This window comes from Bradyrhizobium shewense (assembly GCF_900094605.1).
In the GTDB taxonomy this organism is placed as follows: domain Bacteria; phylum Pseudomonadota; class Alphaproteobacteria; order Rhizobiales; family Xanthobacteraceae; genus Bradyrhizobium; species Bradyrhizobium shewense.
On the sequence record NZ_FMAI01000006.1, the window covers coordinates 65759 to 89435 of the forward strand.

General features: G+C 64.8%; 23 protein-coding genes, 2 tRNA genes and 1 pseudogene. 8 read left to right on the forward strand and 18 right to left on the reverse strand.

The window, feature by feature from the left end; genetic code table 11:
• Positions 1-780: 780 nt before the first annotated feature.
• From GA0061098_RS13175 to GA0061098_RS13195, 6 genes are read left to right on the forward strand one after another with little or no spacing between them, the layout of a single operon-like run.
• Positions 781-1533: a c-type cytochrome gene (locus GA0061098_RS13175; protein WP_091956720.1), complete on the forward strand. Its 753-nt coding sequence runs from the start codon at positions 781-783 to the stop codon at positions 1531-1533.
• 8 nt (positions 1534-1541) lie between these two features.
• Positions 1542-2798, forward strand: a complete 1257-nt coding sequence (locus tag GA0061098_RS13180; RefSeq protein WP_091956721.1) for a cytochrome c — start codon at positions 1542-1544, stop codon at positions 2796-2798.
• 7 nt (positions 2799-2805) lie between these two features.
• A complete protein-coding gene (locus tag GA0061098_RS44915) occupies positions 2806-2982 on the forward strand; it encodes a hypothetical protein (protein ID WP_018320427.1) in 177 nt (58 codons plus the stop codon).
• Positions 2979-3545, forward strand: a complete 567-nt coding sequence (locus GA0061098_RS13185; protein ID WP_091956722.1) for a cupredoxin domain-containing protein — start codon at positions 2979-2981, stop codon at positions 3543-3545. The genes GA0061098_RS44915 and GA0061098_RS13185 overlap by 4 nt, the downstream gene beginning before the upstream one ends.
• A complete protein-coding gene (locus GA0061098_RS13190) occupies positions 3532-5154 on the forward strand; it encodes a b(o/a)3-type cytochrome-c oxidase subunit 1 (protein ID WP_091956723.1) in 1623 nt (540 codons plus the stop codon). Before GA0061098_RS13185 ends, GA0061098_RS13190 begins: the two co-directional genes overlap by 14 nt.
• Complete coding sequence (locus tag GA0061098_RS13195) at positions 5154-5969, forward strand: c-type cytochrome (RefSeq protein WP_165637335.1); 816 nt, start codon at positions 5154-5156, stop codon at positions 5967-5969. The genes GA0061098_RS13190 and GA0061098_RS13195 overlap by 1 nt, the downstream gene beginning before the upstream one ends.
• A 196-nt stretch (positions 5970-6165) precedes the next feature.
• On the opposite strand, the gene GA0061098_RS13200 is transcribed toward GA0061098_RS13195, so the two are convergent.
• Both GA0061098_RS13200 and lipA read right to left on the reverse strand, forming a co-directional pair.
• On the reverse strand, positions 6166-6633 hold the full coding sequence (locus tag GA0061098_RS13200; RefSeq protein WP_091956725.1) for a type II toxin-antitoxin system RatA family toxin: 468 nt from the start codon (positions 6631-6633) through the stop codon (positions 6166-6168).
• 6 nt (positions 6634-6639) lie between these two features.
• Entirely contained in the window at positions 6640-7596 is a 957-nt protein-coding gene (gene lipA, locus GA0061098_RS13205; RefSeq protein WP_091956726.1) for a lipoyl synthase, read from the reverse strand.
• 130 nt (positions 7597-7726) lie between these two features.
• On the opposite strand from lipA, the gene GA0061098_RS13210 reads away from it, so the two are divergent.
• Complete coding sequence (locus tag GA0061098_RS13210; protein ID WP_091956727.1) at positions 7727-8329, forward strand: DNA-3-methyladenine glycosylase; 603 nt, start codon at positions 7727-7729, stop codon at positions 8327-8329.
• Positions 8330-8331: 2 nt separating this feature from the next.
• Here the strand turns inward: GA0061098_RS13210 and GA0061098_RS13215 are convergent, their stop codons facing one another.
• From GA0061098_RS13215 to GA0061098_RS13265, 11 genes are all read right to left on the reverse strand, one after another.
• The gene (locus tag GA0061098_RS13215; RefSeq protein WP_091956728.1) at positions 8332-11208 is read right to left on the reverse strand and encodes a valine--tRNA ligase; all 2877 of its coding nucleotides are present in this window, start codon (positions 11206-11208) and stop codon (positions 8332-8334) included.
• 126 nt (positions 11209-11334) lie between these two features.
• Positions 11335-12099: a PopZ family protein gene (locus tag GA0061098_RS13220; RefSeq protein WP_165637336.1), complete on the reverse strand. Its 765-nt coding sequence runs from the start codon at positions 12097-12099 to the stop codon at positions 11335-11337.
• Between the two features lie 308 nt (positions 12100-12407).
• Positions 12408-13793, reverse strand: coding sequence for a TolC family outer membrane protein (locus GA0061098_RS13225; RefSeq protein ID WP_091956730.1), 1386 nt, complete (start codon positions 13791-13793; stop codon positions 12408-12410).
• Between the two features lie 204 nt (positions 13794-13997).
• The gene (locus tag GA0061098_RS13230) at positions 13998-14660 is read right to left on the reverse strand and encodes a protein-L-isoaspartate O-methyltransferase family protein (RefSeq protein ID WP_091956731.1); all 663 of its coding nucleotides are present in this window, start codon (positions 14658-14660) and stop codon (positions 13998-14000) included.
• A gap of 137 nt (positions 14661-14797) precedes the next feature.
• Complete coding sequence (locus tag GA0061098_RS13235) at positions 14798-14971, reverse strand: hypothetical protein (RefSeq protein WP_018320416.1); 174 nt, start codon at positions 14969-14971, stop codon at positions 14798-14800.
• Between the two features lie 216 nt (positions 14972-15187).
• Positions 15188-15262, reverse strand: a tRNA-Asn gene (locus GA0061098_RS13240).
• Positions 15263-15398: 136 nt separating this feature from the next.
• Positions 15399-15767, reverse strand: coding sequence for a hypothetical protein (locus tag GA0061098_RS13245; protein WP_091956732.1), 369 nt, complete (start codon positions 15765-15767; stop codon positions 15399-15401).
• A 205-nt stretch (positions 15768-15972) separates the two neighbouring features.
• Positions 15973-17667 carry a flotillin family protein gene (locus tag GA0061098_RS13250; protein WP_091956733.1) on the reverse strand — a complete coding sequence of 565 codons (1695 nt, stop codon included), beginning with the start codon at positions 17665-17667 and terminating at the stop codon, positions 15973-15975.
• 22 nt (positions 17668-17689) lie between these two features.
• Positions 17690-18349 carry an OB-fold-containig protein gene (locus GA0061098_RS13255; protein ID WP_091956734.1) on the reverse strand — a complete coding sequence of 220 codons (660 nt, stop codon included), beginning with the start codon at positions 18347-18349 and terminating at the stop codon, positions 17690-17692.
• 10 nt (positions 18350-18359) lie between these two features.
• A complete protein-coding gene (locus GA0061098_RS13260; protein ID WP_091956735.1) occupies positions 18360-19523 on the reverse strand; it encodes a PspA/IM30 family protein in 1164 nt (387 codons plus the stop codon).
• 398 nt (positions 19524-19921) lie between these two features.
• On the reverse strand, positions 19922-20182 hold the full coding sequence (locus GA0061098_RS13265; protein WP_015686208.1) for a hypothetical protein: 261 nt from the start codon (positions 20180-20182) through the stop codon (positions 19922-19924).
• 260 nt (positions 20183-20442) lie between these two features.
• On the opposite strand from GA0061098_RS13265, the gene GA0061098_RS13270 reads away from it, so the two are divergent.
• Positions 20443-20640, forward strand: coding sequence for a hypothetical protein (locus GA0061098_RS13270; RefSeq protein WP_018320410.1), 198 nt, complete (start codon positions 20443-20445; stop codon positions 20638-20640).
• A 72-nt stretch (positions 20641-20712) separates the two neighbouring features.
• Here GA0061098_RS13270 and GA0061098_RS44920 read toward each other — a convergent pair whose 3' ends face one another.
• The 5 genes and pseudogenes from GA0061098_RS44920 to GA0061098_RS13295 all read right to left on the reverse strand — a co-directional run bounded on the left by GA0061098_RS44920 (position 20713) and on the right by GA0061098_RS13295 (position 23653).
• Positions 20713-20859: a hypothetical protein gene (locus GA0061098_RS44920; RefSeq protein ID WP_165637337.1), complete on the reverse strand. Its 147-nt coding sequence runs from the start codon at positions 20857-20859 to the stop codon at positions 20713-20715.
• A 200-nt stretch (positions 20860-21059) separates the two neighbouring features.
• Positions 21060-21133 (reverse strand) — tRNA-Cys (locus GA0061098_RS13280).
• A 97-nt stretch (positions 21134-21230) separates the two neighbouring features.
• Positions 21231-21836, reverse strand: a pseudogene (locus GA0061098_RS13285) (ABC transporter ATP-binding protein); the annotation flags it as partial.
• Between the two features lie 163 nt (positions 21837-21999).
• Entirely contained in the window at positions 22000-22878 is an 879-nt protein-coding gene (locus GA0061098_RS13290) for an ABC transporter permease (protein ID WP_245323289.1), read from the reverse strand.
• A gap of 37 nt (positions 22879-22915) precedes the next feature.
• A complete protein-coding gene (locus GA0061098_RS13295; protein WP_091956967.1) occupies positions 22916-23653 on the reverse strand; it encodes a tRNA-uridine aminocarboxypropyltransferase in 738 nt (245 codons plus the stop codon).
• Positions 23654-23677: the final 24 nt, after the last annotated feature.

Sequence of the window (23677 nt, forward strand, 5' to 3'; positions counted from 1 at the left end):
GATCCCTGGCGTTGCCGACGGGCAAAACACGCTAGCCGTAGGGCAAGGCGCGCAGGCGAAAATATTCGCCTTTACAGAATTTCGGCTTTGTCGCATTGTCCCGCCACCTCACCCCGGTCAGAGGGGCGTATCGCGATCGTCACGAAACGTGGGGTGAGCTGCGGTGGACGCTCGTCACATCGGCGCGAGAGGCATTGCAGGGCGGGCAACCGTGAGCGACGAGCCTTTTGCGCACACGACCGGTGTGACATGCGTACGGCAAAACCGTGTCGTCCTGACGCCCGGGGTCTGTGCGTCAAGTCTTGCGGTGATGCGTGGTGCCCGACCGGGTGCGCGCATCAGCCATCTGCAAGGCGACGGGGGCAATAGTGCATCGCTCCCCGGGGAGAGCTCGGCATAAGCCGTCAAACCACTGCGCAGGGAAGGCCGGGTTGTCCTGGCTACACCTGTATGCCGCTGTGCAGCTTCTTGTCACGCAGGATTCGCGCAGTGGACCGCGGGTGCCAGCCGGCACCCGGTCTTCCCTGCGCCCTCTGACATCTGAGGGCGACATGACCAATGCAGGACTCGGGCAGGAACTGCCGCGAGACCGCAGCGTTATGTTCAGTTTTCGAAAAAAGCACGCAAGTCTGTCCAATTCGATCGGAATCGCGAATGCAGACGGCGCGACCAAACGTCATCACGCGTCTCCGATCTTGCGCGAGAAAATATTGGCGCAATAATGCCGCTCTACGTTGTGATCCGGAATCAACCGGACCAGCACACTGGAGGGCGACGAAATTGTTCGCTCGCGCCGCGGCATCAGTCGCCGTGACTATCACCTTGGCCACCATTGTCTTGGCTACCATTGTCTTGGCCACCATCACCTTGGCCACCATTGATGGTGCGGCCGCACAAACGGCCAACCAGCCGCCGGATACGATGGCGGCGCGGGTCGAGGCTTGCACGCCCTGTCACGGCAACAAGGGCGAAGGCACCAGCGACGTCTATTTCCCGCGGCTTGCCGGCAAGCCCGCCGGCTATCTCTACAATCAGCTGCTCGCCTTCCGCAGCGGCCGCCGCAAATATCCGCCCATGAACTATCTGCTGGAGTTTCTGCCTGATCCGTATCTGGAGGCGATGGCGGAATATTTTGCCGGCGAACATCCGCCGCTGCCGCAGCCGGCGCCGAGCGAGGTCAGCAAGGACGTGCTGGCGCAGGGCGAGCTGCTCGCCACCAGCGGCGATGCCAGCCGCAATATTCCGGCCTGCGTGAGCTGCCATGGCCCGGGACTCGCCGGCATGCAACCCGGCATCCCCGGCCTGCTCGGCCTGCGCGCCAATTACATCAGCGCCCAGCTCGGCGCCTGGCGCTACGGCACCCGCACGGCGAAATCGCCAGACTGCATGCAGCAAGTCGCAGGCCATCTGACCGAGGCGGACGTCACCGCGGTCGCGGCCTGGCTCGCGACACGGCCGGCGCCCACGAACCCGGCCCCCGTGCCGAAAGGCACCTACGCGCTGCCTTTCGGCTGCGGCAGCCAGCCCAATTGACGAGGCGGATGATGGGCTCGAAACTGTCGACCGCACTCATATCGATCAAGCTCCTGGCCCTCGCCGCGCTCACCACGGCCGCGCAGGCGCAGGACAAGAGCAACGACATCATCGCGCGCGGCGAATATCTTGCCCGTGCTGGCGACTGCACGGCGTGCCACACCGCGCCGGAGGGCCGCCTGTTCGCCGGCGGCCGCGCCATGCCGACGCCGTTCGGCACGCTCTACACCTCCAACATCACGCCGGACCTAGATACCGGAATCGGCAAGTGGAGCGCCGACGACTTCTACAAGACCATGCACAGCGGCCGTTTCCCGGACGGCGGGTTGATCTATCCGGCGATGCCGTTCGCGTCCTACACCAAGGTGACGCGCGCCGACAGCGACGCGATCTTCGCCTATCTGCGCTCGATCGCGCCGGTGAGCCAGAAGAACAAGCCGCACGAGTTGCGCTTTCCCTACGACAACCGCCAGCTCATCCTGGGATGGCGCACGCTGTTCTTCAGCGAAGGCGAGTTCAAGCCCGATCCGAAGAAATCCGCGGAATGGAATCGCGGCGCATATCTCGTCGAGGGCCTCGGCCATTGCGGCATGTGCCATTCGCCGATCAACGCGCTCGGCGGCACCTCGCAATCGGACGCCTTCAAAGGCGGCCTGATCCCGATGCAGAACTGGTACGCGCCCTCGCTCACGTCAAACCGCGAGGCCGGCCTCGGCGACTGGAGCATCAAGGACATCACCGACCTGCTGCAGACCGGCGTCTCCATGCGCGGCGTGGTCTACGGCCCGATGGCCGAGGTCGTGCACAACAGCCTGCAGTATCTCAATGACGAGGACACCAAGGCGATGGCGGTGTACCTCAAGGGCATTGCGGAGCCCTCGCCTCCACCGCCGGCAAGCTCGACGCTGCCGACCACCGAGAGCAGCCTGCTGATCAGCCTCGGTAAGACCGTTTATGACAAGCATTGCGCGAGCTGTCATGGCACGCAGGGCGAAGGCAAACCGCCGCACTGGCCGCCGCTCGCCAACAACCAGTCGATCGAGATGCAGTCGGCGGTCAATCCGATCCGCATGGTGCTCAATGGCGGCTATCCGCCGGGCACCAAGGGCAACCCGATGCCCTACGGCATGCCGCCGTTCGCTGGCCTGTTGTCCGACAACGAGATCGCCGCCGTCGTCTCCTACATCCGCACCGCCTGGGGCAATCGCGGCACGCCGGTCTCGGCGCGCGAGGCCAACGAGCTGCGCTCCGCACCGCTGAATTGAGAATCACATGATCAACTCCGATCCGCCGACCAGCCCCGCTAGCGCCGACCAGGCCGTCGAGGAGGTCGTCGCGCAAGGTCCGTCCGGCGCGATCGTGCTCGCCGGCATCGCCACCGCCTGCGTGGTCGCGATGTGGCTCGCCTTCTATCTGTTTGTCTTCCTGCCCCGCGGATCGCTGCAATGAGCGCAGAGGAAACTCATCACGACAGCGCCGAGGTCGCGGCCCGCGTCGAGCGGCGCTGGGCGACCATCGCCGTGATCATCATCGTGATGATGGCGCTGCTGGCGGCTTTCGCCGGCATCCATCGCGCGACCATGCCGCAGCCGCGCGTCGAGATCACCGATCCCTCGCGCCTGCATCTGTCCGGCGAATTCGTCGAGAGCAATCTCGGCAGCGTGCTGGAGGCCAACGGCAATGTCACCGTGCGTGCAATCGGCCAGCAATATTCCTTCACGCCAGCCTGCATCGTGGTGCCCGCGGATACGCCGATCACGCTTCGGGCCACCAGCGCCGACGTCGTCCACGGCATCCTCATTCAGGGTACCAACGTCAACGCCATGCTGGTGCCAGGCTACATCTCCGAGCAGCTGATGCGCTTCGCGAAGACCGGCGACTACCTGATGCCCTGCCAGGAGTTTTGCAGCTTTGGCCACGAGGGCATGTGGGGCAAGGTCAAGGTGATCGACAAGACCGAATTCGCCGATCGCGCGAAGGGTGGCGGGAGGCTGGGCTGTGTTGGTCAATAGGAAGCTCATACTCGCCCATTTCTGGCTGGCCTTTGCCGTGTTCGGCGTCGCGCTCACGCTTGGCGCCTGGCAGATGTTCATCCGCAGCCCGATCGGCACCTGGCTCTCCAACCCCGAGCTCTATTACCGCTCGCTGACCGCCCACGGCACGGTGATGGGCTACGTCTTCCCGACCCTGGTGGCGATGGCATTCGGCTACGCCATCAGCGAGTCCGCGCTGCAGCAGCGCCTGGTCGGCGTGCGCTGGGCCTGGGCAGGATTCTGGTTGATCGTCGCCGGCAGCATCATGGCGGTGATCCCGATCGCGCTCGGCCGTGCCTCGGTGCTCTACACCTTCTATCCGCCGCTGATCGGCAACGTCTTCTATTACCTCGGCGTCGTCCTGGTCGTGGTCGGCTCGTGGATCTGGGTCGCGCTGATGTCGGTCAATCTGCGCGTCTGGCGCAAGGCCAATCCCGGCGCGCCGGTGCCGCTCGCCATGTTCGCCAACGTCGCGGGCTCGTATTTGTGGGCTTGGACCGCGGTCGGCGCCGCGCTCGAGCTGCTGCTCCAGATCATTCCGGTTGCGGCAGGCCTCAAGGCCACCATCGATGCCGGCCTGGCGCGCATCTTCTTCTCATGGACGCTGCACGCCATCGTCTATTTCTGGCTGATGCCGACCTACATCGCCTATTACACCATCGTGCCGCGCGCGATCGGCGGCCGCGTCTATTCCGACTCGATGGCGCGGATCGCCTTCATCCTGTTCCTGGTGGTGTCGATGCCGATCGGCATGCACCACACCTTTGCCGATCCGCAGGTAGGCGCCGGCTTCAAGTTCATCCATTCGGCCTTCACGGCTCTGGTCGCGCTGCCGACGCTGCTGACCGTGTTCACGATCTGCGCTTCAGTCGAGATCGCGGCGCGGCTGCGCGGCGGCCGCGGCATGTTCGGCTGGATCGGGGCCCTGCCCTGGGACAACCCGATGATGCTGGCGCTGGCGTTCTCCTTCGTCATGCTGGGCTTCGGCGGCGCCGGCGGCCTCATCAACATGAGCTATCAGCTCGATGCCTCGATCCACAACACGCAGTGGATCACCGGCCATTTCCACCTGATCTTCGGCGGCGCCATCGTCATCATGTATTTTGCGATCGCCTATGATCTCTGGCCGCATCTGACCGGGCGCGAGCTGATCGATATCCGCCTGATCCGCACCCAGCTCTGGCTGTGGTTCATCGGCATGATCGTGACGACCTTCCCGTGGCACTGGGTCGGCATTTTGGGCATGCCGCGCCGCATGGCCTATTTCGACTTCGGCGATCCCGCGATCGCGCCGCAGGCGCTCTCCGTCACGCTCTCGGCGATCGGCGGCTTCATCCTGCTGGCCTCGGGCATCATGTTCATCGTCATCCTGGCGCGTGGCATGCGCGCGCCTCAAATCGACGCCGGGCCCTATCGCTTCGCGCTTGCCGTGCATCAGCCGACAACCGTCCCGGTCGCGCTCAACACCCACGCGCTGTGGGTGGCACTGATGATCGGCCTCACGCTGACCAATTACGGCTATCCGATCCTGAATCTGGCGCTGAGTTCGGGCACCTCGGTGCCGGCCGTCTATGTGGGAGCGCAGTGATGAGCACGCGCGACCTCTTCACCCTCCGCAACAGCCATTTCAGGACCGGTGTCGGCATCACCGCCGCGATCCTCGTCGTCACCGCGATTGCCGGCTTCATCGTGCTGCCGTTCGCACAGCCCTGGGTTCAGTTCGCCGGCGTCTGGGATGCGATCTGCAGCGCCGCAGGCGTACCGCAGCGTGCGGCCAGCGTCACGGCGCCCGAACAGGCAAAACGCCTGTCCGAGGTCGTGCTGACCTCGAACACGCTGTCACGTCCGAGCCAGGAAGCGATCGGCCGCGGCGCGACGCTGGCGCAGCGCTGCGCGATCTGTCATGGCCCGACCGGCGTCAGCCGCGCGGACTCGCCCAATCTCGCCGGCCAGTACGCGGCCGTGATCTACAAGGAGCTGCACGATTTCCGCTCGGGTGCGCGCACCAATGCCGTGATGTCGCCGTTCGCGGTCAACCTGACCGACCAGGAGATCGCCGATCTCTCCAATTATTACGCCTATCTGCCGCGGCTTCCCGCCTATCATCCGACGCCGCAATTGCCGAAACCCAACATCGTCATCTACGGCGCGCCGATGCGCGGGATCGCGCCCTGCGGCGCCTGCCATGGCAGCCTCGACAACAAGACCGGCAGCCCGTGGCTGGAGGGACAGTCCGAGGCCTACATGAAGGCGCAGCTCCACGCCTTCGCCTCCGGTGAACGGCGCAACGACATCAGTCAGCAGATGCGCAACATCGCCCGCGCAATGACGCCGCAGGAGATCGAGCAGGCCGCGGCGTATTACGCCTCGCAGCCGCCCGATGTGGTGAAGGCGGTGGATTGAAGTTGGAGGCTCGTGCCCCGGACGCGGCGCAGCGCCTCTTTCGGCGGTGCGCTGCAGAGCCGGGGCCCATCTCTCCGCATTTTGCCGTGTTGCCTTCTGGGTCCCGGCTCTGCGCAGCAGCGCCGTAAGCGCGTTTACGCGCGTCTTCGCGCGCTATGGCGTTGCAGCGCGTCCGGGACACGAGAGCCCATGGCAGCTACGACGACGCCAGCTTCCGCCCATAGATCGCGTCGGCCCGTTTCTCGAACGCAGTGGAAAAGCGCGCGAAGGCGGCGTCGAACATCGAGCCCATCAGCAGCGCCAGCATGCGGCTCTTGAATTCGTAGGACAGGAAGAACCCGACGTCGCAGACGCCCTCACCTTTGGGCTCGAACGTCCAGCGATTTTCCAGGTTGCTGAAAGGACCTTGCAGATATTCGACCAGGATCTTCTGATTGGCGCGGTCGAGGCTCACGCGGCTGGTGAAGGATTCCTTGACCAGCTTGAACGACACCGTCATGTCGGCGACCAGCACCTCGGTGCCATCAGGCTTGGCCATGCGCTGGCGCACCTTCAGCGCGCTGCACAGCGGCACGAATTCCGGGTAGCGCTCGACGTCGGCGACCAGATCGAACATCTCGGAGGCGCTGTGATTGACACGGCGCTTGCTCGAAAATTTGGGCATGGCGGTTCAGCGGGCAGTCGCGGCCCGCGCGGCCTTCAGTCTCGCAAAATCCTCGCCGGCATGATGCGACGAGCGGGTGAGCGGGCTCGCCGACACCATCAGGAAGCCCTTGGTGTAGGCGACCTTCTCGTAGGACGAAAACTCGTCCGGTGGCACATAGCGCATCACCGCGTGGTGCTTGCGGGTCGGCTGGAGGTATTGGCCGATGGTCAGGAAATCGACGTCGGCGGAGCGCAGATCGTCCATCACCTGCTGCACCTCGTGGCGCTCCTCGCCGAGGCCGACCATGATGCCGGACTTGGTGAAGATGGTGGGATCGAACTCCTTGACCCGCTGCAACAGCCGGATCGAATGGAAATAGCGCGCGCCCGGCCGCACCGTCAGATAGCGCGACGGCACGGTCTCGAGATTGTGGTTGAAGACGTCGGGCTTGGCGGCAACGACCACCTCGAGCGCCCCCTCCTTGCGAAGGAAGTCGGGCGTCAGGATCTCGATCGTGGTCGTGGGGCACGCGGCGCGGATCGCGCGGATGGTCTGGGCAAAGTGCTCGGCGCCGCCGTCAGTGAGGTCGTCGCGGTCCACGGAGGTGATGACGACGTGGGCAAGACCCAGCTTGGCAGTCGCTTCGGCGACGTTCTCAGGCTCGGCTGCATCCAGTGCATTGGGCAGGCCGGTCTTGACGTTGCAGAACGCGCAGGCACGGGTGCAGGTGTCACCCATGATCATGAAGGTGGCGTGCTTTTTGTCCCAGCACTCGCCGATGTTCGGGCAGCCCGCTTCCTCGCACACCGTGTGCAGGCCGTTGGACCGCACGATGTTGCGGGTGTCGGCGTAGCCACGGGTGTTCGGCGCGCGCACGCGAATCCAGTCCGGCTTCGGCGGCGAAGCGGAGTCAGGGCGTTTCACCTTTTCGGGGTGACGCGGGCGCAGCGGGTTCGTGATGGTATCGACAATAACGACCATGGTCTGTCCGGTCTGTTCAGGTCCTACCTAGTCGGTCTCGCCACGCATCGCAACCCGGCTCGCGCCGCTTCAGGGAACATGGCAGATATGGGCAATATCTTGCTCTGTTCTCAGGCGATTCTCACCTCGAATGGCTCCAAGCTCGAAGTCCTCACCCCCGCGCCTCGGCAAGCTGCTCAAGCGCGGCTTTTTCGACCGCAACGTCCGCGACGTCGCCCGGGACCTGATTGGTGCGACCATGCTGGTCGACGGCGTCGGCGGCCTCATCGTCGAGGTCGAGGCCTATCATCATACCGAGCCGGCGGCGCACTCCTACAACGGTCCGACGCAGCGGAACCAGGTGATGTTCGGCCCACCGGGCTTTGCCTATGTCTATCGCTCCTACGGCATCCACTGGTGCGTGAACTTCGTCTGCGAGGAGGAAGGCTCGGCCAGCGCCGTGCTGATCCGCGCGCTGGAGCCGACGCACGGGATCGCCGCGATGCGCCGCCGCCGTCATCTCCAGGATGTACACGCGCTGTGCTCGGGTCCCGGCAAGCTGACCGAGGCGCTCGGCATCACCATCGTGCACAACACGCTGCCGCTGGACCGACCGCCGATCGCGCTGCATGCGCGGACCGAGGAGTTGGAGGTGGTTGCCGGCATCCGGATCGGCATCACGAAGGCCGTCGAGCTGCCCTGGCGCTATGGCGTCAGGGGCTCGAAGTTTTTGAGCAAGCCGTTTCCGAAGTAGGCCTAAGTGGCCTGCTTCAGCCGCTCCATGGCTTCGAGCAGCTTGGCCTTGCGGGCCAGCGCCGCCTCGCGCTTTTCGCGCTCCTCCTCGACGACCTCCTCGGCCGCGTTGGCGACGAACTTTTCGTTCGCGAGCTTGGACTCGGCACGCTTGATATCGGCGTCGGCCTTGCCGATCTCCTTGTCGAGACGCGTGCGCTCGGCAGCGACGTCGATCACGCCCTTCAGCGGCAGCGCGGCGACTTCGCCGCGCACGAGCAGCTGAACCGCACCGTCGGGCGCGCGGTCGGCGAAGGAGATGTCCGACAGCCGCGCCATGCGCTTGATGACGTCGGTCCAGCGCGGCACGCGGTCCCTGGTTTCGGCGGAGGCGCCGACGAGCACCAGCGCCGTCAGCGTTGCCGGCGGAATGTTCATCTCGGCACGCACCGAACGGATCTGCGTGATCAGGTCGATCACCCAGCCGATCTCGGCTTCCGCCTTGGGATCGGTGAAGTCGGCGTGGTCGAAGATCGGCATGACCAACATCGGCGACATCAGCGGTTCGGTCGGTCCGGCCGCTGCAGCGAGGATTGCGAGCTGCTCCGGCGTCGGCTCGGCCGGCTTCAGCGGCCATTGCGCCAATGCGAGCAGACCGTCGCGCTTGGCCGTCACCTCCCACAGCTCCTCGGTGATGAAGGGCATGAAGGGATGCAGCAGCTTCAGGATCTCATCGCGCGCCCAGGCGACCATGGCACGGGTTTCGTCCTTGGCCGGGCTGTCGGGGCCCAGCAGCAGGGGTTTTGCGAGCTCGACATACCAGTCGCAATAGACGTTCCAGACGAAGCGGTAGATGCTACCCGCCGCATCGTTGAAGCGATAGGCCTCGATCGCCTCGGTCACCTCACGCGTGGTGTGCGCGCTTTCATGCGCGATCCAGCGGTTCAGCGTCTCCTTGGCCTTCGCCGGCTCGAAACCCTCGGGCACGGCGCAGTGGTTCATTTCGGCGAAGCGCGACGCATTCCAGAGCTTGGTCGCGAAATTGCGATAGCCCTCGACGCGGCTGGTGGCGAGCTTGATGTCGCGGCCCTGCGCCGCCATCGCGGCCAGCGTGAAGCGCAGCGCGTCCGCGCCGTATTCGTCGATCAGGTTGAGCGGATCGATGACGTTGCCCTTCGACTTCGACATCTTGGCGCCCTTCTCGTCGCGGACGAGGGCGTGGATGTAGATGGTCGAGAACGGCACCTCCTTCATGAAGTGCAGGCCCATCATCATCATGCGGGCGACCCAGAAGAAGATGATGTCGAAGCCGGTCACCAGCGCATTGGTCGGGTAATAGCGCTGCACCTCGGGCGCGTCCTCGGGCCAGCCGAGCGTCGAGAACGGCCACAGCGCCGAGGAGAACCAGGTGTCGAGCACGTCCTCGTCGCGCGTGATGAAGCCCTCGCGCTTGTTGCGGTCAAGCGCCATCTCGCGGCCCTGCTCGGCCGTGATGACTTCCTGCTCGACGTAGTAGCCGAGCGCGTGGCTGACGGCCTCCTCCTCGGTCTCGGCGACGAACACCTTGCCGTCAGGTCCGTACCAGGCCGGGATCTGATGGCCCCACCAGAGCTGGCGCGAGATGCACCAGGGCTGGATATTCTCCATCCACTCGAAATAGGTCTTTTCCCAGTTTTTCGGCACGAACGACGTTTCGCCCGACCGCACCGCCGCGATCGCGGGCTTTGCCAGCGTCTTGGCGTCGACATACCACTGGTCGGTCAGGTACGGCTCGATCACGCTGTTGGAGCGGTCGCCGTGCGGCACCATGTGGGTGTGCGGTTCGATCCGCTCGACGAAGCCGAACGATTCCAGCCGCTCGACGATGCGCTTGCGCGCGACGAAGCGGTCGACCTTGTGGAATTCCTCGGCGAATTGCGAGGCGCCTTCCGGCAGGTCGCGCAGATAATCCTCGTTGTCGACGAGATCGAGACAACCTTCCCTGTCGAGCACGCTGATGCGGCGCAGGCCGTGGCGATTGCCGACCTCGAAGTCGTTGAAGTCGTGCGCCGGCGTCACCTTGACCGCGCCCGAGCCCTTCTCGGGATCGGAATAATCGTCGGCGACGATCGCGATCTTGCGGCCGACCAGCGGCAGAATCACGTTCTTGCCGACCAGCTTCAGGTAGCGCTCGTCCTCGGGATGCACGGCAACGCCGGTATCGCCCAGCATGGTCTCGGGGCGCGTGGTGGCGACGACGATGAAGCTCGAGGGATCCTCAGGGCTGAATGTCTTGCCCTCGATCGGATAGCGCAGATACCAGAGATGGCCCTTCACCTCGGTCTGCTGCACCTCGAGATCAGAGATCGCGGTGAGCAGCTTGGTGTCCCAATTCACCAGCCGCTTGTCCTTGTAGATCAGGCCGTCGCGATGGAGCTCGACGAACACCTTGATGACGGCCTTCGACAGGCCCTCGTCCATGGTGAAGCGTTCGCGCGACCAGTCGCAGGAGGCGCCGAGCCGCTTGAGCTGGTTGATGATGGTGTCGCCGCTCTCGGCCTTCCACTGCCAGACCCGCTCCAGGAATTTCTCGCGGCCCATCTCGCGGCGGCCGGGCTGCTGGCGCTCCATCAGTTGCCGCTCGACCACCATCTGGGTGGCGATGCCGGCATGGTCGGTGCCGGGCTGCCACAGCACGTCGCGGTCGCGCATGCGCTCAAACCGGCACAGGATGTCCTGCAGCGTGTTGTTGAGGGCGTGGCCCATGTGCAGCGAGCCCGTCACGTTCGGCGGCGGGATCACGATGGTAAACGGCACGGCGTCGCGGCGGTCGGGGCGGCCAGCCTTGAAGGCAAGGCTATCCTCCCACACCACGGACATGCGGGCTTCGATATCGGCGGGCTGGTAATTTTTCTCGATCATGGGGCTGTTAGAAAGCCGCGTGTGCGGGTCAAGTCAACGGGAAGCTCAGCGGCAAAGGCTTTCCAGCCCGGTCCGCAGACCGAATATGCCACAGGAGCAGGGCTTTATCGGGGCCGCACGACCGTCTCAGCGGCCGCCGCGCGAGACCCGCTCGATTTCGGCCTTCACGATGCGTTCAACGAGGCCCGGCAAATTGTCGTCGAGCCAGGATTTCAGCATCGGACGCAGCATCTCCTTGACCAGATCCTCCAGCGTCCGTGCATTGCTGCTGAGCACCGTATGGGCCAGGGAGTTGAAGGCGGATTCGACCGCCGAGACGGTCGACTGCGCGAGCATGGGCTGCTGCGGCGGCAGCGGCGGAGCATCGAAATCCACCGGCGCGTAAGACGGTGGCGGCGTCGGACGCGGCGGCGGCGATTCGGCGAATTCGAGATCGTCGCGCGGCTCGACCTTGCGGAAGCTCGGCGGCGGCGGAGGCGGTGTCGGATCCATCGCCATCTCGTCGGTCAATTCGAGCACGTCGGGCTCAGGCTCGGGCTCGGGCTCCGGCTCGCGGACCTCCGGCGCGGTTGTGGCCGTATCGAGCCCCGCCAGCAGCGCGTCAATGTCGTCCTGGCTGTTCGGTGACGCCTCCGCCGCAGGCGGTGGGGCCGGTGCCGGCTTTGCGGCCGGAGGTGGCGCAGGTTTTTCAGCGGCAGGTTTGGCAGGGGCAACCTTGGAGGGCGGAATGTCGTTCATCGCCTGCGGCTTGGGTGCGGGCGCAGCAGGAGCTGGCGCGGGCTTTGCAGCCTCCGCCGGCGGCGGCTTGGCCTCATCGTCGGCAATGATGCGCCGGATCGAGGCCAGAATCTCCTCCATCGAGGGTTCTGTGACCTTTGCAGGCTGCGTCATCTCCGACTCCACATCATCAACGCCCTCGCATGCGTTGTTTTACACCAAGCACGACAGGATTGGCCGGTTCCGGATGGGTGGCCCGACATTTTCGTCGCGGCAGCCCGACTTGTCCCCAGATCACGGCTCAACGTGCAGCGGTGCGCCCCTGCCCCCGGCACTCAAGCTTTACGCACACGGCATCACTGCGAGGCGAATCGACCCGCATCGTCTTGGCAAGGCTATGTCAGGGATTTTGATGATTGCAAGCAAAGCGCCGGTCGGCCTCGGCAATTCACGAGGCCGACCGGACGAGAACGTGACGTGAATCAGCGCCCGTCAGGCGTACGCACGCCGGCCCAGCTGTCGCGGACCTGATGGTAGTGAACGCTGGGATCGTAAACCGTGGTTGCAAGGCCGAGGACCTGCGGCGCGAGACGGCCGACGGCCGAGAGGACGTTATAGGATGCAACAACCCGGTCATGCTGCGCGGTCACCAGCGCGACGCGCGCATTGACCAGCGCCTGCTGCGCGTTGAGCACGTCGAGCGTGGTGCGCTGACCGGCCTTGGCCTCTTCACGCACGCCGTTCAGCGCGATCTCGGACGCCGTCACCTGCGCTTGCGCCGATTGCACCTGCGCCTTGCCGGCCTGCAGCGAACCCCACCACTGCACGACAGTGGCGCGGGTCTGATCCCGCGTGTTTTCGAGGTTGAGACGTTGCTGCGCCAGGTTTTCCTTGGACTGGCGGATCAGCGAATATTCGCTACCGCCCTGATAGATCGGCACCGAGATCTGCGCGAGCGCGGAAGCGTTGAGCGAGCGGTACTGAATCAAAGATTGTTCGTAGGCCTGGGTCACGCCCGCCTGCAGGGTGACCGTGGGCAGCAGAGCGCCCTCGGCAACCTTGACCTGCAAGAAATTGACGTCGATGCCGAACATCGCGGCCGTGACGTTGGGATGCTCGACGAGGCCGAGCTCGACCGCGGCAGCGAGCGTCGCGGGCAGGAAACGGTCCACCGGGGAGCCGGGTGCCAGATTCGTCGGCTCGTTGCCGATGATGCGGCGGAAGTTCGCGCGCGTCGTGGTGAGATTTGCTTCCGCGGTCAGGGCCTGCGTCCTGCCTGCCGCCAGCTGTGCTTCCGACTGTGCAACGTCGGTGCGCGTCACTTCGCCGACGTTGAAGCGGTCACGGGTCTGCTTGAGCGTCTGCTCGAGCACCCGCACGTTGCTGCGCTGGACTTCGAGCGTCGCCGAGTCGCGCAGATAATCCATGTAGGTCGTGGCGGCCAGGAGCAATATGCTCTGATCGAGGCTGCGCAGCGCTTCGCGAGAGCCGGAAACCTGACTCTCCGCGGCGCGCGTCCTGTTGGCAGTCTGGTTACCGTTGTAGAGCGTCTGGGTAGCAGTCAGTCCCACGCTTCGGGGATAGCCTTTACCGTTGATCGGAGGATCGTTGGCGCCGCTCTTGAAGTCCGAGTACTGAATGCCCCCGCTCGCCGTCAGCGCGACCTTGGGGCGATATCCCGACAGCGCCTGCGGCACGTTTTCGTCAGTCGAGCGCACCTGGGCGCGCTGTGCGTTGAGCTGTGGATTGTTCTGATAGGCGCGCACCAGCGCGGACTCGATCGTGTCCGCCAAGGCAGGCGTCGGCCCGGCAAGCGCGAGCAGCAGGACCGAAACCGCAGCTCCGGTGAAGAGCTTCACCCCATGCATCCCAAAAATTCCGTTCATTCTAACGCCCGGCTCGTGCCCGCGAGCTGGGTTACCGTCTACGAGTGGAGTCGTTGCCCCGCCGCAACATAAGACGCGGTCAAGCGCGACGGAACTACCTGAGGGTAGTTCTCAGTGGAAACTCTTTACGTGCAGCATCCCGGCCACACTTCTGATTCAGAACGGGATTTTATCGCGTTTTGGGCGTCAGAAGACGAAGGCGGCCGCCCGTTCCAGCTCGGGAAGGACCGGAGCGGCAGCGTCGAACAGGGCCCGATGGCCGAATTCACCATGGGTATGGGTCACGATTATGGCACGCGGCGGCCTGGATTCGGCGGACACCCCCACCAGACGCCCGCCCTCCTTCAGCTGCCCGAGCAGCGCTTCCGGCACGACCTCAGTCGCGCCATTGAGGATGATCACGTCATAGGGAGCGGCGGACGGATCGCCGTCGGCGCAGGCCGCGGCCTTGCAGGTGACATTGGCAAGGTTCAGGGCGGCCAGGGCGGCCTTGGCCTTCGCGGCCAAAGCCGGATCGCACTCGGTCGCGGTAACCTGCTGCGCGAGCTTGGCGACCAGCGCCGCGAGGTAGCCCGTGGCGCAGCCGACCACCAGCACGTTGTCGCCCTCGCCGATTTCGGCGGCCTGGAGCAGCTTGCCGGTCAGCCGCGGCTTGATCAGGAACCGCTTGGCGGCGCCTTCGCTCACGTCGAGGTCGAGATCGAGGTAGGCCAACGCCTGCCGGTCGGCCGGCACGAAGGCCTCGCGCGGAACCGTGAGCATGGCATCGAGAACACGACGGTCGGTGACGTCACTGGTGCGCACCTGGCCATCGACCATTTTGAGGCGCGCGGTCGAGAAACCGGACATTTGCGGACCCTGCAAGGCGGACGATGCCGCGGACGAAATTCGCGGCATCTTTGGAGCATGCACGGCCAAAACGCAACACGGCCGTTAGCCTGCGGGGCTAGGGCTTCCGCATGTTACCGCATCAGGGTCGGGACGGATTATTCGATGGCCACCGCGAGGCGACCGATCAGAGCGGCGACCTCGTCCAGCCGTGCCGAATCGGGCGTCTCGACCGCACGCGCCAGACAGGCGAGGCATTCGTCGTCGCTGAGCTCGGGAATGTCGGCCGGCAGAATCGAGGGGGCCATATGGTCGACCTGGATGTCTGGCATGGGAATCAGCTCCGTTAAGATCCGGCTATCGCGAAGCTCGATTTCAATTGAGTCGATTTGGCGCCGTCCGCATGGCGCGACGGGGCCAACCCACAACACATCTGCTTGAATGCGATTCCCAGATGGAATCGCGACAGCGCGGTTCAGAGGGCACGGCAACGAAATCGCGCATCGCGCGAGAATGCGCCCGTAATCCGTTGAATTTGCGGAAGGATTTGGCTCCCCGGGCTGGATTCGAACCAGCGACCATCCGATTAACAGTCGGATGCTCTACCGCTGAGCTACCGAGGAAAAGGCGAACCAGTCGTTCGCGCGCGGCTGCGTATAACAAAGCCGCTTGCGCTTGCAAAGGACGAATTCGTCATCATGCGCAATGCGCCGGAGGAAGGCTGGGATGCCCCCTCCTCCGGGCCGTGTCGGCCAAAGGCTACTCGGCAAGGAACGAAGTGGTCTTGGTGCCGGGATCGTAGCGCAGCCGAAGCGCGGTCATCTTGCAGAGGTTGACGTTCTTCCAGAGCACGGCCTCGTCGTAGCTCTGCCAGTCGACGCGGATATTCCAGACGCAGCCGTCGTCGTCCTCGTCGAACTCGACATAAGTGCTGGCCTGGTTCTGCAAGACCTTGTCGAGTTCGTTGTCCCATTCGTCCAGGCCATCATCCGGCGCGTTGAAGCCCAGGAATTTGATGGCATAGCCGGTCTCGTTGACGACGGTGACGTTGCGGGCATCGGCCGCGAACGACGGCATGGCGGCGATCGAAAGGCCGATCGCGATCAGTCCAGACAGAAAATATTTCATATGAAATTCCCCGATCGAAACAGGCTTCAGCGCCTGGCGTCGATCGGCGCAGGCGCCGCGGCAACCAATGGTGTTGCCTTGGAAGATTCGTCCGAAGTGCGATCGAAAGGTTCAAGACGATCGATCGCACTCCGGGACGTAGCGCGACGCGAGACGCGCTCAGCCTGTTTATCGATTCGAATTCTCAGCAGCAATGAACGGGCATTCATAGATCGGCGGTGTTGGTCTTCTCCGGCAACGGCGCCGGCACGGCGGCGCCGTTGCTCTTGCCGGTCACGGCTCCGACCAGCGCCTTCACGGGATCGTCGCCGGGCGCAAAGCCGCTCTGACGCAGGATCTCGTCGATCATCGGACGCAGCGCGTGCACCTTGAGAAGCTCGCCGGCGAGTCCCTCGCCGAAGCCGACATTGCCTCCGCCGGCGCCGCTGCCGCCGAACGCGCCGCCGGTGTGCAGGATACGGACGTCCTTGAGGTTGGCGATGGGCTTGACCATCTCGGCCAGCGCCGCCGGCATCGTCTCGATCCGCTTCTTGGCGATCTCGAAGTCGATGACGTTGCTGCCGAGCTTGTTCTGCGCCTCGTTCTTCATGGTGATGACGGCAGCTTCCGCCTCGCCGATGTTGCGCACGCCCACGGCCTTGATCTTGTTGGACTCGGCTTCGGCCGTGGCCAGCGTCTTCACGGCCTCGGCGCGATCGAGCGAGGCCTTCTTCTCGGCTTCGGCCGCGACGATCAGCTCGGTTGATTTGCGCTCGGCCTCGGTCCGCGCGGCCAGCACCTGGGTGAGACGGGCACGATCGGCGACCTCGACCGCGCGTGCGGTCACGACCTTTTCCTCCGCGGAGACCGCGATCGCTTCGGCGGTCTTGGCCTCGGCAACGGCTTCCGAGGTCTGCTTGCTCTTGGAGGCGATCTGGATCTCGTTCTCTTGGGTCGCGATCTGGATCTCGCGCTGGGCGTCGGTCTTGCGCTTGTTGATCGCCAGATCGGACTCGATCACCGCGGTTTCCTTGACCTGCTTGGCGCCCGCCTCCTTCTCGGCGACCGCCCTGTCGGTATCGATGCGGGCATTCTCCTCGGTGAGGCGCGCGGTCTGCGTCGCGGTTGCGACCTCGGCGCGAGTGCTCGCGGTCTTGTTGGCGATGTCGCGCTCCTGCGACAGCTCGGCTTCCTTCTTGGTTCGCTCGATGCCGAGGGTCTGCTGCCGCGCCTCGAGGTCCTTCTGGGCGATCGCCACCTCGTTGTCGCGCACGATGGCGTTGCGGTCACGCCGGCGCGTCTCGGTGACAGTCTTGAGCTGGGTGAGACCTTCGGCGTCGAAGAAGTTTTCCGGGTTGAAGAACTTGACGTCGGTCTGGTCGAGCTTCGTGAGCGACACGGATTCAAGTTCGAGGCCGTTGGATTTGACGTCGGACTCGACTGTCGCCTGCACATGCTTGACGAAGTCCGAGCGCTTCTCCTGGAGTTCCAGGATGCTCATGGTCGCCGCCACCGAGCGCAGGCCGTCGACGAATTTGGCCTCGACCTGGTTGCGCAGGGCTTCGGCGTCATTGGTCAGTGCCCCCAGCGTCTGGCTCGCAAGCGCGATACTCTCGTCGTCGGGGCGAACGCGCACGTAGAACTCGGCGACGATATCGACGCGCAGCCGATCCCTGGTGATGAGGGATTCCCGCTCCTTGCGTTCCACGGTGAGCCGCAGCGTCTTCAGATTGACGCTGGCATAGGAGTGGAAGATCGGCAGGATCATGGCGCCGCCGTCGAGCACGACCTTCTTGCCGCCGAGGCCGGTGCGCACGAAGGCCTCGTCGCGGGTGGCGCGCTTGTAGAGGATGGTGAAGACGATCCCGAGGACGACGATCAGCGCGACGCCGATCATGGCCGGGACTGCGATGTCGAACATGATGTTCTCCGATAATGACTTGCTAGCTGTTTAGAGTGGGCTTGGATGGTTTGAGTTCATCGTCGGCCTTGACCGCCAGGAAGCGGGTGCCGTCGCGGTCGACCAGCAGGACCATGGTTCCCTGTGGCAGGGGCGATGACGCCGGCGCCGCAACCGCCCAGACGAAATGGCGGTTGCCGTGGACGTCGGCGACGCTGACGCGGCCGGGCGGCCCCTGGTCGAGCGGACCGATGACGACCTCACCGATGCGACCGACGAGATCCCCTAAGCCGACGGCATAGCTTTCATCCTTGGGAATGACCCGCGCGATCGCCCTGCTGGCGGTGCGGACCACCGGAACCGAGACCACGACGGCCCCGACCGAGGCGACTGTTGCCGGCAAGGGCCCCGCAACCATTCGCGCGATGTCCTGGATCAGGAAGCCGGTGATGGAGAAGGCGCCGAGCAGCAGCAGCAGGAAGATCAGAAGCGGCACGCCGCCGACATTGATCCAGGAAATGGCGTTGATCACGCCATTGTCGCTGGGGTGACCGAAATCGATGTTGGTGCCGAGCATTTCGCTCAAGGAAGCCCCGACCAGCATCGAGACCACTTCGATCGAGCCGACGATGAGGATCATGGCCGCCGCGATCGCGAACGGCCTGACCTCCGGCGACATGACGTGTTCGAGCAGAGCGCTCATGACACGGCACTCAGGAGCGCGACTTCAACCGCGCGAGCCTCGCCGCAATTTCCTTGTCGCGATGCAGCGCGCTGAGCTCGTCGATGTCGCTCGAATAGGGAATGCCCGGCGGCACGCCGGTGGCGCGTGCCACCGCCCTGCCCGCCCGCAGCGCCTTCGCCGCAGCAGAGCCACCGCCCTGTTTTCGGGATGACGTCGAGGCCTGATGGCTTGCCGCCGCCTCGCTCCTTTCGAGATCGGCGCGGCGCTGCTCGGCATCCTGAAGCGCGGAAAGCACCGCGCGCAGCGAGGTGATGCATTGCTCGATCTTCTCGTTGTTCTCGTCGATGGCGCGGGAGAGCACATCGAACTGCGCCTCCAGATCCATCTGCCGCGCGATGCCGGCGCGGGCGAGATCGTCGCGGCTGTCAGCGATCGCGCCCTCGATCTTGGGGGCGAGATCGGCCATCTCGCGTTCGATCTCGGTGCGGCGCGCATTGAGGCGATATTCCTCGGCACGCGCAGCGGCGAGCGCGTCGCGCGCTTCGCTCTCGGCGCGCTCGATCTCGCGGATGGCCTGGCCGACCACTTTCAGCTTGTTCTTGCCTTCCGCCTGCTCGATCGCGTCATAGGCGATCCCGGCGATCAAGCGCCCGACCCGGGACAGGAAGTTTTCGGGAGCGGCAGCGATGGTATCCATGGCGTTCTCCTCCTCTGGCAGATTGTTCGGCGTGACGCCGTAGTGAACTTCAAAGCCGTCGTCGGTGCGGATGAGGCGCGCGGGCGCACTCTGCCCCCAGCCCTCGGCATAGCCGGCATAGTCGAAGGGCACGCTGAAGCGTCCCTCGACGGTCGCGATCGAAATGGTGGCCGGGCCCTTGATCTTGGCGAGCTTGTCGTCGAGCGGCAGACGGCGGCCCTGTGCCGCGCGATACTCGGCGCGGTCACGCAGGCCCAGCGTCACCAGGCGCGAAGGCAGCGCGGTCTGTTTGCGGATCGGGTCATAGGCGTGGGCATGCAGCAGGACGACATTGGAGCCCACATTGTGGCTCCGCGCGACCTCATCGAGGATCTCCATCATACGGTCATAAGCCCTAAACGTCGCCTCCAGCGCGGCCTTGGCGGCCGGATCAGGGGCAAGCCTGTAACGCAGCGCTGACGGCGCGTTTCGGGGCGAAGGGCTCATGGAAAGCACTAAAGCACCATTTTGGTACTTTAGGAAGAGGAGACGTAATCACGTTTCCCTGACCCTCATGCACGCTACATATTAGTCGTTGTGCCCGGCACGCGCGTTCAAGCCGGGCGTTCACCCCTAGATCACACCCGATCAAGACTTCTTGCACGCGCGGGTTGCAATTTGAGACGAAATGCTGGGAGCGTTCGGCAAGCCCAGTCACCCACTTGCTCAGCCTTGGTGTCCCGGACGCGCAGCAGCGTTCGCACGCTGCTGCGCAGAGCCCGGGAGTCGCTGCGCTCACCCGGGCTACAGGAGCACCCGTCGATCCACAGCCTGTCCGCAGCATATCCACAGGACGGGTATCGCGAATTCGTCAGCCGACGCGAGCCACTTGCTGCGCACAAATCCACAGGTCCTCAGCCGCCGGCCTGATCGAACACGCTGCGGCAAGCTTCGCTCAGGCTCGACCGGTTGCGCCGCAGGCACGCCGTGATGGCGCGGACGTTGGGGATTTCGCCGGCGCAGAGCCGATAGACATCGGGCGTGCAGGCCCGGCGCTGTTCGGCCGTCCCCTGTGCGTGGGCGGCGGAAGCAAACAGCGTCAGGAACAGCCCGACCGTGGAGGCGCGGCGCGCCCGGCTCTTCACACCCGCAAACCGCAAGAACCTCGCCTTCATGACCAGTCTCCCGTTCGCCCTGCCCGCTCCGGCCTGCATTGAGCCCGGATGCGAAGGCGTAGGAGAAATAAACCGCCGAGGATGTGATCTCTTTCACATTGCCGGCGCAGCCGAGGAACCTAGAGTTTCCGAGGGGATTTTTTACAAACCGCTAACCAATCGGGACCCCATCGCCGGATCGTTAAAATGCGAACGATCCGCTCAACCGGGTAACAAACCGGCTTTGCGACATTGCGCCGTCCGCGTTCTGCGAGGGTGCGATGAGAAGCGAAGCCGAATTCAACTTGTTGCTGGATGCCGTCCGGGACGCCATGGTCATTGAAGACTTTGCTCCCGCGCCGGAGGAGGAATTCGTGCCCCGCTCGTGGAGTTTTCACGCGACGCCCAAAGCCGCCAATGACAATGAGGGCGCCTGGCCCCTGCTGCCGTTCCCCGACGGCTGGTACGCGGCCTGCTGAAGCTGCTTTCATCGTGAGCCGTAGCGCCCGCCTCGCGGGCGCTTCGCCGTACGAGAAGCCCTGCTGCGCCGATCAGGTCTTGATGCGATCCTCGCCATCCTGCGGCACCCGGTCGGGTGCGGCCGATGGAAAGATGCTGTCATAGATCGCGCGAGCCTCGCGAATGAGGCGGGCCCGCTCCAGCTCGGATTTCAGGACAAATCGGACGATGTCGCCCACGGGTGCTCCAGCGCTCGTTGATGTCGGTCGCATCACTTCGCCGATGCGAAGTCTATGCCAACGGGCGTGAATCGGGGGTTCCAGCGAGCTCCGGACAAACCCGGTGATCGATCCGCCTCTCACGTCGGCAGAACGTTGCGCGCAGCATCAGCGGAGCCGGCGGCGAAATCGAATTATGCTGGGAGATCAGAGGGATATGATGGAGGCCACGACCAGAATTGAACTGGTGTACACGGTTTTGCAGACCGTTGCGTAACCACTCCGCCACGTGGCCCCGTAAGGCCGGAGCAATATAGGGGATGAAGGGTTTAGGCAACCGCCTTCGTCCGATTTTGGCTGGAGGCCGCCCCGTCAGGGGGACCTTCGAACCGCTACGCCTTCTTCCCGCCGGACCCCGCCAGATATTGCGCGAGAATCGTATCGGTTGCGCCGGCCGCGATGATCTTCCCCTGCTCCAGCAGGATCGCCCGGTTGCAGGTGCTCTGGATCAGCTCGATGTCATGCGAGGCGAGCACCAGGATGCCGGCGCGGGTGACGATCTCATCCAATCGCTGCCGCGCCTTCTTGCGGAATTGCTGGTCGCCAACGCCGATCCATTCGTCGAGCAGCACTATCTCGCCCTCGACCGCGGTTGCGACCGCAAAGATCAGGCGCAGCATCATGCCGCTGGAATAGGTGCGCAGCGGCAGGTCGAGCCGGTCTCCGAGCTCGGTGAACTCTGCAATCTCCGCCCGCCGCGCGTCGATCTCGGCCCGCCGCGCGCCGATCACGAGCCCGCGCCGCATGATGTTCTCGTAACCGGTCGCTTCCTCGTCGAAGCCGGCCTGCAAATCGAACAGCGACAGGCAGCGTCCGCGTACGTCGATGCTGCCCGCCGTCGGATGATAGATGCCGGCGAGAACCCGCAGCAGCGTGGTCTTGCCGGCACCATTGGCGCCGATGATGGCGAGGCGGTCGCCGGCGCGGATATCGAGGCTGACCTCGTTCAACGCCGTGATGAGGTGCGAGACCGCCGCCTTCCGGCGCAGCGTCACGGCGCCGACGAACCGGCTGCGCAGCGAGCGGTCGCGAAACGACAGCACCGGAAATGTGACCGAGACGTCGCGTAGCACGATGTGGGCCGCCCTGGTCATGCGCGCATCACAGCCAATACGCCACGCGATGGCGGTATTTTGCGTAGCAGCCGAGGCCGATGACGGCCACGATGATCGCATAGAGGGCCCCTAGCAGCCATTGCTTCGCATCGGTCGGCTGCGACAAGAGCGGCCGGCGCACCAGATCGAGCAGCGTGGCGAACGGATTGACCAGCGTCAGCCAGTGAAACGCGGTGCCGCGCGCGCTGTCCTCGGTCCAGATGATCGGCGTGAGAAAGAAGACGAATTGCAGGCCGCTGACGATCGCCGAACCAATGTCGCGAAAACGCGCGCAGAGCATGCCGAGTGCGACCGAGCCGCCGAGCAGCGCGAGGAACAGGATCGCAAAGCCGGGCAGCGCGAGCAGCATGCTCCAGTGCAGCGGCCAGGGCATCACGACGTAGAGCAGCACGACGATCACCAAATGATGCGCGAAGATGAGGACGTTGCGCGCGATCATCTGGAGGACGTGAACGATCAGCGGGGCCGGCACGGCCTTGATGAGATGGCCGGACGCCACGAAGATGTTGGAGCCCTCCTGGAGCGTCGTTGCGATCAGGGTCCAGACGATCAGGCCGACCGCGAAGGACGGCAGGAAGGTGGCGATGTCCTGCTTGAACAGGGCCGCATAGACCGTGCCGACGCTTGCGATCGTCGCGGCCAGCGTCAGCGTGATCCAGAGCGGGCCGATCACGGTCCTGCGGTAGCGCAGCGAAATGTCCATCAGCGCGAGCGTGCCCCAACGATCGGGCCGCGCCGCCTGTGCCAGAATTTCCTTCGCTGCGAGCTGAATTCGACTGCCCCTCAGGTTCTCGCTCTCCGATGCCGCAACAGGGGAGCAGATCGCGACCGGTTTCGGCCGATCGTCTCTAGACGCCCGGCCCACGCGGTGCAATCGACCGTACAGATGATGTGGGCCGAAGTCAGGCTCGTTTGCGCCGCCGAAAGTCGCGCCGGCCCTTCGGGGCAGGTTTGGGCGCCAGTTCCGGCATCTCGGCCTGGACCTCGCGGTAGCGTATTAACAGGCGTTCAAAGCTCGCATTCAGCGTCTCGGCGATGTCAGGACGCCGCTCGAGCCCGGCGAGAATCGTCGCCGCGGCCTCGATGGTGGAGAGCCCGTCCTTGCGCGGCTCCTTGCGCAGACGGCCATAGCGCGAGGGGTGCGCCGGGTTGAGGATGACGCGCTGGCATTTCAGCATCCAGGGATTGCGCCACCACAGCGCCTTGGCCTGGCTCCAGGTGCCGTCAAGCAGCACGACGCCTTCGAGCTTGCCGAGGATCCCGCGCTGGTTCTCCGCGACCTCGCCCTTGCGGTTGAGCGCGACGATCTCGCCTTCCGCTTCGAGATCGGCGGCGCGGGCCGAGCCGAGATAGAGCACGGCCCAACGCGCGGCATTCTCCACCGGCTGTCCCAGCGCCTTGGACAGGCTCGGCCAGGACAGGCCGACCCGCACCGTGGCATCGGCAAAATGCCCGGCAAGCAGGCGCGCGGTGCCGAGCGCCCTGTCCTGCTCCTGCGGATGCTGCAGGATCAGGAGGGACAGTCGATTTTCAATCGGCGTGACGCTGTCGCAGATGCACAGCGGCATCGGCTTCTGGCAATGCGGGCACTCGGGGATCGGATCGGCCGGCGCGGCGGCCGTATCTGGCGGGTTCGACATGGGCGCCGCTATACGCTTGATGCG